Source organism: Pseudoalteromonas sp., assembly GCF_041629635.1.
Taxonomy (GTDB): domain Bacteria; phylum Pseudomonadota; class Gammaproteobacteria; order Enterobacterales; family Alteromonadaceae; genus Pseudoalteromonas.
The window spans coordinates 1-8,912 of record NZ_JBFKMX010000145.1 but is presented as its reverse complement, the minus strand read 5'-3'; the positions used below and the strand labels follow the sequence as shown (position 1 = coordinate 8,912).

The following is an 8,912-nucleotide window of genomic DNA, read 5'->3' as shown; positions in this document are numbered from 1 at the left end:
GCCTGCATCGAGTGCGGCATCTGCCACCACTTTTTGAAAAAGATTTTGTTCCATTAAGCCAGAACACGAGAATGTAAGTAACGTGCCACCGGGTTTTAGAATTTGCATCGCAATCATATTAATGTCTTTATAACCACGACAGGCACCCGTTAGCTGTGCTTTGCTTTCGGCAAACTTTGGTGGATCCATTACGATGGTATCAAATTGCACGCCTTTCTCACGGTATTCACGAAGCAATTTAAAAACGTCTTGTTTGATAAAATCCACTTTAGATAAATCTAAATTGTTATGCTCAACATTTCGTTTTGCAATTGCTAATGCGCTTTCAGATACATCCACATTAGTCACTTTTTCACAGCCTGCTTTTAGTGCATATAAACTAAATGTACCTGTGTAGCTAAAACAGTTAAGCACGGTTTTATCTTTTGAAAAGCGGCCTAAAGCATTGCGGCTGTCACGCTGATCTAAATAAAAACCGGTTTTGTGACCGCCTAAAATATCCACTTCTAATGCCAGGCCATTTTCCAAAATTTTTACAGGCTCAGTTGGTGTATTACCGTGAAGTACGCCTGTAATTGGTTCAAGGCCTTCTTTCTTACGTACATCTACATCAGAGCGTTCGTACACATTACAACCTGGAAACAACTTAATAAGGGCTTGTACAATATCGCCTTTATGGCGTTCAGCACCTGCACTTAATAATTGACACACTAAATAGTTATCAAATTTATCGATGGTAACTCCCGGTAAACCATCCGATTCAGCTGCACACAGACGAAATCCGGTTAAGTCCCCTTCTTCAATGACGTAATCACGAAGACTCAGGGCTTGTTTTAGCCGATGATAGAAAAAGTCGGTATCGATCATCGTGTTTTCATCAAATGACCAAACACGTGCGCGAATTTGTGATTGCGGACTATACGCCGCAATCGCTAAGAATTTACCATCTGCATCATAAACACTTACGGTATCCCCTAAGCCTGGGTTGCCTTTGACTTTTTTAATGGCTTTAGAAAAAATCCAAGGGTGTTTTCGCTTTAGCGACTTTTCACGCCCTGGTTGAAGATAAATAACCCCAGACATACTGACTCCGGTTGTTGCAGCTAAAAAGGACGTTATTTTAGTTAACCTCGTAGGTGCTTACAAGTAGAATACACTTTTGCGAAGGACGATTGCTATGAACATACTTATAGCCAGTGATATTTTTGGTGAAACCGCATCCCATTTGGAACTTTGCGAACGCTTTAGTAAATACCATTCGGTTACTTCTATTTCTCCATACCAACAAAAGCCACCATTATTTGCAAGTGAATCGGATGCATATCACTATTTTTTAAAGGAGGGTGGTATGGGTAATTATCTCTCGCGATTTAATTATTTAGAATGCGCTAATGAGATTGAAGTTGTGCTTGGTTTCAGTGCTGGCGGCGCTGCTATTTGGGCAATCCAAGAAATATTAACGGCTTTATCACAAGGTGTGGCATTTTATCCAGGTCAAATACGCCATTATTTAGAGACTAACATAATTTGCCCATGGCAAATTGTCTTTGCAAAATTTGAGCACCACTTTGATCAAGAGGATGTGCTTAACATGCTTGTCAAAAATAAAAACTTATCATTGTACCGTGCGCCTTTTGAACATGGCTTTATTAATCCTCAGTCTGAAAATTTTGACGTAATAGGCCGAGACAATGCACTTAACTGTTTTTTAAATTTTAAAGCAACCGATAAAACAGCCAAATTAGAGGCTGAATTTGCAAAATATTATGAAAAATTTGGCAATCCGATAGTCTCCGACTAAGTTTGATTAAACAATCGTTTTAAATTGGTGTTGTTATGTCTGAGCGAACTTTAAAAGCCATTGTTGCTGGCAGGGTACAAGGCGTTTTTTATCGTGCATCGGTAAAACAAGTGGCTGATCAACTAGGTATCAGTGGATATGCGAAAAATTTAGCTAACGGTGAAGTTGAAGTTGAAGCAACAGGACAAGATCTAAAGTTGATTAAATTTACGGAGTTTTTAGAACAAGGTCCCAGCCAAGCAGAAGTTGAAAAAGTATCTTGGGATTACATCCAGACCAAACAGTTTGATGGGTTTCAGGTACAATAGCTAAAAAATTAGTACCTTTGCAATTCATTGATTATACTTCAGTTTATAAATTACAAAAAGAATACCTTGGTATGAAATTAAGTCTACTATATGTTTCTTGCGCTTTTGCATGCGCCCCTTCTTTTGCACAGTTATCAAAACAAGATATAGAAGTCATAGAAGTTTATGCTACTAAACGTGCCCAGCCTATTAAACAAGTAACGGTTACCCTTTCAGCTATTGACGGTGAAAAAATTGATAAAGAGCAATTAAAAGACGTTACCGCAATCGGTCATCTTATTCCTAATGTTAAAATTTCACAAAATGCAGCAGAGGGTACCACACCGGCAATAAATATCCGTGGTGTAGGATTAATCGATTACAACACATCTAATACCTCACCCATTGCTATATACCAAGATGATGTCACTGTAGGGGCTGCAAATAATCAATTAGTAAATTTATTTGATTTAGAAAGTATAGAGGTACTACGCGGGCCACAAGGCACATTATTTGGACGTAATAGCACCGGAGGTGCAATTTTAATTCGCAATAAACTTCCTGAGCTTAATACTTTGGATGGTTACATTAAAGTTGGTCGTGGTAATTTAAATTTTGGCCTACTTGAAGGGGTCGCCAATTTACCTATTAACAGCACTATGGCTACCCGTATTTCCGTTAGTAGCAAAGAGTATGATTATTCGACAAATAACTTGTTCCCAGGCGCTAAACAAGCGGGCATGGTGCAAACCGATTATCGAGTATCCTTACTGGGTCAGTGGGATAAGCTTGATATGCTGTTTAAGCTAAAAGGTAATGATTGGAATGGCACTGTAAACCCTGTTGGTTCTATTGGTATCTTTAAAGATCCCATCAATGGGGTACTGTGCAATTCAGCTGAACTAGGTTCAAATAACTGTTTTGATGCGTTTGGCTTTAATGACGGTAGTGAGCAGTTTTTTGATGTTATGGTTAATAATGAGCAAGCGCATGATACGGAAACTATTGGCGCATCATTAAATTTGAATTACCAATTTAATGACACTATTGAAGTCACCAGTATTACAGCATACAACTCACTTAATCGTGATCATGGTTTTAATTGTGATGGTAGTCCTGCACAATTGTGTGAAGGACATCTTGGCACAAAAGATGACGCTTTCAGCCAAGAATTTCGCCTGTCTAGTTTATTTGATATCGGTCATTTAATGGCAGGTTTTTATTACTTGCATGAAGATATAAAACAAGACAACTTTAATGATATTTTGCGTGATTTTAGAGGTATCATATCACCAAGCCTAACCACCACTTTCTATTACGACAATACCATTAATATTGAATCGACAGCACTTTTTGCGCAATTTGACTGGCAAGTAAGTAATCAATTTACGGTTGTGTTAGGTGCGCGTTATACTGATGAAACAACGCGCTACGAATCTCAAAGTGATTTGAATATTGTCTTAGACCTGACTGACTTAAGTGGTCAGATGATTGATTATTATAGTGTTTCAGGCAGTGAAAGTGATGACCAGGTATCAGGAAAGCTGGCACTTAATTATCAAACGTTAAATGGAATGCAAGTTTATTACTCGCTTTCAAATGGTTATAAAAGTGGTGGGTATTATGGCGGTTTTATTGCTACCGAAGAACAAGCAGAGTTAGCGGCATATGGTCCTGAATATTTGATTGCCAATGAATTGGGTCTGCGTACAGAGGTTTTTGATAACACATGGAAAATTTCTGCAGCAGCATTCCATTATGATTATCAAGATCAGCAAGTTTTTATGAACCAGGCCAGTGCTATTCCAAGTGCACCGCCATTACAGCTGCTTGAAAATGTTGCATCTTCAACGATTTATGGTGCTGAAATTGAAAATACTTGGTATTTGGGCAGTAATTTAGATGTGTCGTTTAACATTGGGTATTTACCCCATGCTGAATTTGATGAATATACTGATCCCCTCGGTAATAAGTTAACTGATCACCGTTTACCATTTACATCTGAATGGAATATTGCAACAAATGTAAATTATTCAATGAATATAAGTAACGGTGAGCTTGCCTTCTCAATAGGAAATGATTACCAATCTGAATATTACTTTGACCAAAATATGAACGAATCAGCAATGCAAGATGATGTTTTGCTTTGGCACGCAAATATTTCATATAGCATTGCTAGTTGGCATGTTAACCTGTGGGGCAAAAACTTAACAGATGAGCACTACAGTCATTTAAAATTCGACTTGAGTTCATTTTTAGGCATGTTAGAAGATTTTAAAGCGCAAGGCCGCCAATATGGTTTAAATCTTCGATATCAATTTTAAGCCTTATTCAGGAAGTGGTAGATGATAAAAACACTTGTTACTTATTTTGTATTCGTCTGTGTTTTACTATTAAGTAAGCAAGTGCTGGCCTCTACCATTTTATCTGAACATGTACTAACTACCAATTTACTTAATAACTCCTTGCAAATAGAATCTGAACAATCCCTCACTTTTCCATTAAGCTATGCAGAGGCAAATACTTGGCAATATAAAAAGCACGTAAAGAGACGGCCAAATATTTTCGGTGATGAAGTGTGGTATGTGGTGTCTTTTACTAATGATTTGCCTTCTGGTGATTATGTCATTGCCCCATCAAACTTCATGGTAGATGAGATCGAAGTCAGTTTATTTGATAAAGAGAACACGCAGCATTCCTTTTCTGGAGAAGACCATCCTATTACTACGCCATTTCATTTCGCTAACAAAGTGAAACTGATAAAAGGTGAGCACTATGTGTTGATTGTGCGAATTACCAGTGATTATTTCTATACAGCACCTAAATTGATATTGCATAACGAAAATGACTTTAACCAAAGTGCTATAATCAATGCGACCATCATGTTGTTGTGTTTTGGTATTGGTATTGCTTTAGGATTATATAATTTACTGATTTATTTTGTATCTCGCGAAAAAATGCATTTGCACTATGCATTATTTACTGCATCTTGGGTGTTCGCTTGGAGTCATTTTTTTCTCATTCCCCAGCAACTGCTCGGCTTTAATACGTCATCGCTTCACTGGCTTGGCTTTATACTTTTACCTTTGACTAATGCATTGTTCTTTATACCTTTTTTGAGATTGGATGAACGTTTCCCACAATTGTCAAAGGCTGCAATTTGGATTGGCTTAATTGCACTTATCGGCATCCCAGTAAGTCTTTTTGTACCGGGTTTTGGCTTTATATGGGCAACCATGGTCACGGGCATCATGATGGTAGTAGGCATGGCTGCTGGCTTACTAAGTTGGCAGTACGGCTTTAAACCCGCGCGTTACTTTATCTTGGCTTATCTTGCGATGTTACTACCTAATATGGTGGGTAATTTAAATAACTTAGGATTATTCCCCGATATTAACGCTAATTTTTATTTGTACGGGCTTATTGGTATAACTCTTGATGCATTGCTATTGGCATTTGCAGTGGCAGATAAATTGCGTCTTATTAACCAACAAAATTTAGACCTAAGCCAAAATCTTGAAATAAAAGTTAAAGAGCGCACGATAGCACTTGAAGTACTGACAGAAGAGCTGAAAGATGCAAATCTTTCTAAGTCACGTTTTTTGGCGAATATGAGCCACGAAATTCGCACCCCTATGACATCCATCTTAGGCTACATTGATGCTCTAAATAATGACGATTCTCTTTCAACTGAGGAGCAGCGTCATGGTTTAAAAGTGATACAGAAAAATAGTAAGCATTTATTGAGTTTGATTAATGATATTTTAGATGTATCTAAAATTGAGGCTAACAAGCTTACCATCGAGCAAGTACCAACTAATATATTCAAATTAATGTCAGAGGTTGGCTCCATTTTAGGACGTCAGGTTCGGGATAAAGGGCTTGAATTTCATATTGATTACCACTTTCCATTACCTAACCTCATTATGTCAGATCCTGTTCGTTTACGTCAGATTTTACTCAATTTAACAAGTAACTCGGTAAAATTTACTAAGAAGGGTAGTATTAGTATTAAAGTTGAAATGGAAGAGAATGATTTGAAAATTACCATTGTTGATACTGGCATCGGTATGGAGAAAGAAGCGCTCGATAAATTATTTAGTCCCTTCCATCAAGCTGATTTATCTACAACTAGAGAGTATGGCGGCACAGGACTGGGCCTTCACATATCCAAAAACCTGGTTGATCGTTTAGGCGGAAAAATGAACGTGATAAGTAAAATAGGTAAAGGTTCTAAGTTTAGTTTTATTTTACCATGTCATACCACCCCAGAGACACAATGGTTGGACTCTTATCAAGTTACCAAAGAAAATGAACCTAGTACCAAGCGCAATGCGGCAATTAAAAAACTTGAAGGCAAGATTTTATTAGCAGAAGATCACCCTGACAACCGAGTGTTGATTAAACGCATGCTTGAAAATTTAGGCTTTAGTATCGTTAGTGTAAATAATGGTAAAGAAGCTGTTGAGGCTTCGCTTAATGATGAGTTTGATATTATTTTACTTGATATTCAAATGCCTATCATGGATGGTTTAGAAGCACATGAGCTAATACGTGCAACCGGTGTGTCTTGCCCAGTTTTAGCGTTGACTGCAAATGCTATGACGGATGAAATAAAGCACTATTTATCTTTAGGGTTTGACGACCATATTGCCAAGCCGATCGACCAAGCAGAATTTTATGAGAAATTAAGTAAGTACTTAGATGTGCCAATAGAAGCCGCGGTCATACCTGAACAAGACTTACAAATCATGCGACTGCAATTTATCAATAATTTAACTGAACAAAAAATGCTTGCAGAACATTTGTTTACTTTAGGTGATAATCCAGAGTTGGCAAAATTATGCCATGCAATTTATGGCGCAGCGGGCATGTTTGGTTTTGCCGAGCTTGGCAATATGGCGAAATCATTAGAGCAGGCTTTGAAGAACGATTCACAAAAAGAAATTAGTACAGCGTATCAATCTTTTATGCGCTCAATAAAACAGATCCACGCATAATTAATTGCGCAATTGGTTAAGTGCGAGACTAGCTAGTTTGTTCTAGCTAAGTTTTGAAACAAAAAACCGCTAAGTAGCGGTTTTTTGTTTTTGTTTGGTAATTACATTACGCGCATACCTGGCTCTGAGCCGTCATCCGGGTTTAAGATGTATATCTCCTTTCCACCAGGGCCTGCAGCAAGTACCATACCTTCTGACATGCCAAAGCGCATCTTACGCGGCTTAAGGTTTGCAACCATCACCGTTAGTTTGCCTTCAATATCTTCAGGTTGATATGCTGATTTAATACCAGCAAATACTTGGCGCGTTTCGCCGCCTAAATCGAGTGTTAGTTTAAGTAGCTTATCTGCGCCTTCCACGTGTTCGGCCTTCGCAATTTTAGCAACGCGCAGGTCAACTTTTGCAAAGTCGTTAAACTCAATTTCGTCAGCAATTGGCTCTTTTGCCAATGGGCTACTTGAATCAATTGCTGGTTTTGCTGGTGCAAGGCTTTCTTTTGATTCTTCAAGCATAGCGTTTACTTTATCCATCTCTACACGCTGCATTAGCGCTTTAAACTTACTAATTTCATGACCAGTTAGAGCTGTATTAATGCTTTGCCATGTTAGTTCAGTATTTAAGAAAGTCTCTACTTGTTCTGTCATTGCTGGAAGCACAGGTTTTAAGTAAGTCATTAATAATTTGAATAAGTTAATACCCATTGAACACACAAGGTGTGCTTCGTTTTGAGTCTCTTCGTTCTTAATTAACACCCACGGTGCTTTAGCATCAATATATTGGTTTGCTTTATCCGCAAGCGCCATGATCTCACGAATGGCACGGCTGTACTCACGGTTTTCAAACGAGGTTGCAATGCTTTCTTGCGCGTTTACAAACTCATTGAGTAATTCAGGCTCTGCAATATCAGCGCTTAACTTGCCATCAAACTTCTTGGTGATAAAGCCTGCGCAACGGCTTGCAATATTAACTACTTTACCAACTAAATCAGAGTTAACTCGCTGGGCAAAATCATCCAGATTTAAGTCTAAATCGGTAATGCCAGAATTAAGTTTAGCCGCAAAGTAGTAACGTAAGTACTCAGGGTTATCAATATGATCTAAGTATGTACGCGCTTTAATAAAGGTACCTTTCGACTTAGACATTTTCGCGCCATTAACCGTAACAAAACCGTGAGCAAACACGTTATTAGGCTTTCTAAAGCCAGCACCTTCAAGCATTGCAGGCCAGAAAAGGCTGTGGAAGTAGACGATGTCTTTACCGATAAAGTGATAAAGCTCAGCTTCTGAATCAGTTGACCAAAATGCGTCAAAATCGAGGCCGGTTTTATCACATAAATTTTTAAAACTTGCCATGTAGCCAATAGGTGCATCTAACCATACATAAAAGTATTTACCTGGGGCGCCTGGAATCTCAAAACCAAAATAAGGTGCATCACGGCTAATATCCCATTGCTGCAGACCATCTTCAAACCATTCATTTAGTTTGTTTGCCATTTCACCTTGGATTGAGCCCGATGTTAGCCATGCTTTAAGCATGTCTTCAAATGCCGGTAAGTCGAAGAAGTAGTGCTCTGAATCTTTAAGTACAGGTGTTGAACCTGACATTACTGATTTTGGTGATTCTAATTCAGTAGGGCTGTAGGTTGCGCCGCACACATCACAGCTGTCGCCATTTTGATCTTCTGCTTTACAGCGAGGGCAGGTACCAGTTACGAAGCGGTCTGGTAAGAAAATACCTTTTTCTTCATCAAATAATTGCGAAATAGTACGCTTTTTGATGTAACCACCGTCATTTAAACGATTATAAATAAGCTCAGAAAACGTT

Annotated in this window: 6 protein-coding genes; 4 read left to right on the top strand and 2 right to left on the bottom strand. The window is 38.4% G+C overall.

The genetic code is table 11. From position 1 onward, the window contains the following. On the bottom strand, window positions 1-1,083 hold a 1,083-nt coding region (locus tag ABYD77_RS15910; RefSeq protein WP_372771097.1), incomplete at its 3' end, for a class I SAM-dependent methyltransferase. 94 nt (window positions 1,084-1,177) lie between these two features. Here ABYD77_RS15910 and ABYD77_RS15905 point away from each other — a divergent pair. The 4 genes from ABYD77_RS15905 (at window position 1,178) to ABYD77_RS15890 (ending at window position 7,088) form a co-directional block, all read left to right on the top strand. Further along, entirely contained in the window at window positions 1,178-1,801 is a 624-nt protein-coding gene (locus ABYD77_RS15905) for a dienelactone hydrolase family protein (protein ID WP_372771096.1), read from the top strand. A gap of 35 nt (window positions 1,802-1,836) precedes the next feature. Beyond that, the gene (locus ABYD77_RS15900; protein WP_372771095.1) at window positions 1,837-2,109 is read left to right on the top strand and encodes an acylphosphatase; all 273 of its coding nucleotides are present in this window, start codon (window positions 1,837-1,839) and stop codon (window positions 2,107-2,109) included. Between the two features lie 71 nt (window positions 2,110-2,180). Beyond that, on the top strand, window positions 2,181-4,412 hold the full coding sequence (locus tag ABYD77_RS15895; protein ID WP_372771094.1) for a TonB-dependent receptor: 2,232 nt from the start codon (window positions 2,181-2,183) through the stop codon (window positions 4,410-4,412). A gap of 21 nt (window positions 4,413-4,433) precedes the next feature. Further along, the gene (locus ABYD77_RS15890; RefSeq protein WP_372771093.1) at window positions 4,434-7,088 is read left to right on the top strand and encodes an ATP-binding protein; all 2,655 of its coding nucleotides are present in this window, start codon (window positions 4,434-4,436) and stop codon (window positions 7,086-7,088) included. Window positions 7,089-7,189: 101 nt separating this feature from the next. On the opposite strand, the gene metG is transcribed toward ABYD77_RS15890, so the two are convergent. Next, on the bottom strand, window positions 7,190-8,912 hold a 1,723-nt coding region (metG, locus tag ABYD77_RS15885; RefSeq protein WP_372771092.1), incomplete at its 5' end, for a methionine--tRNA ligase.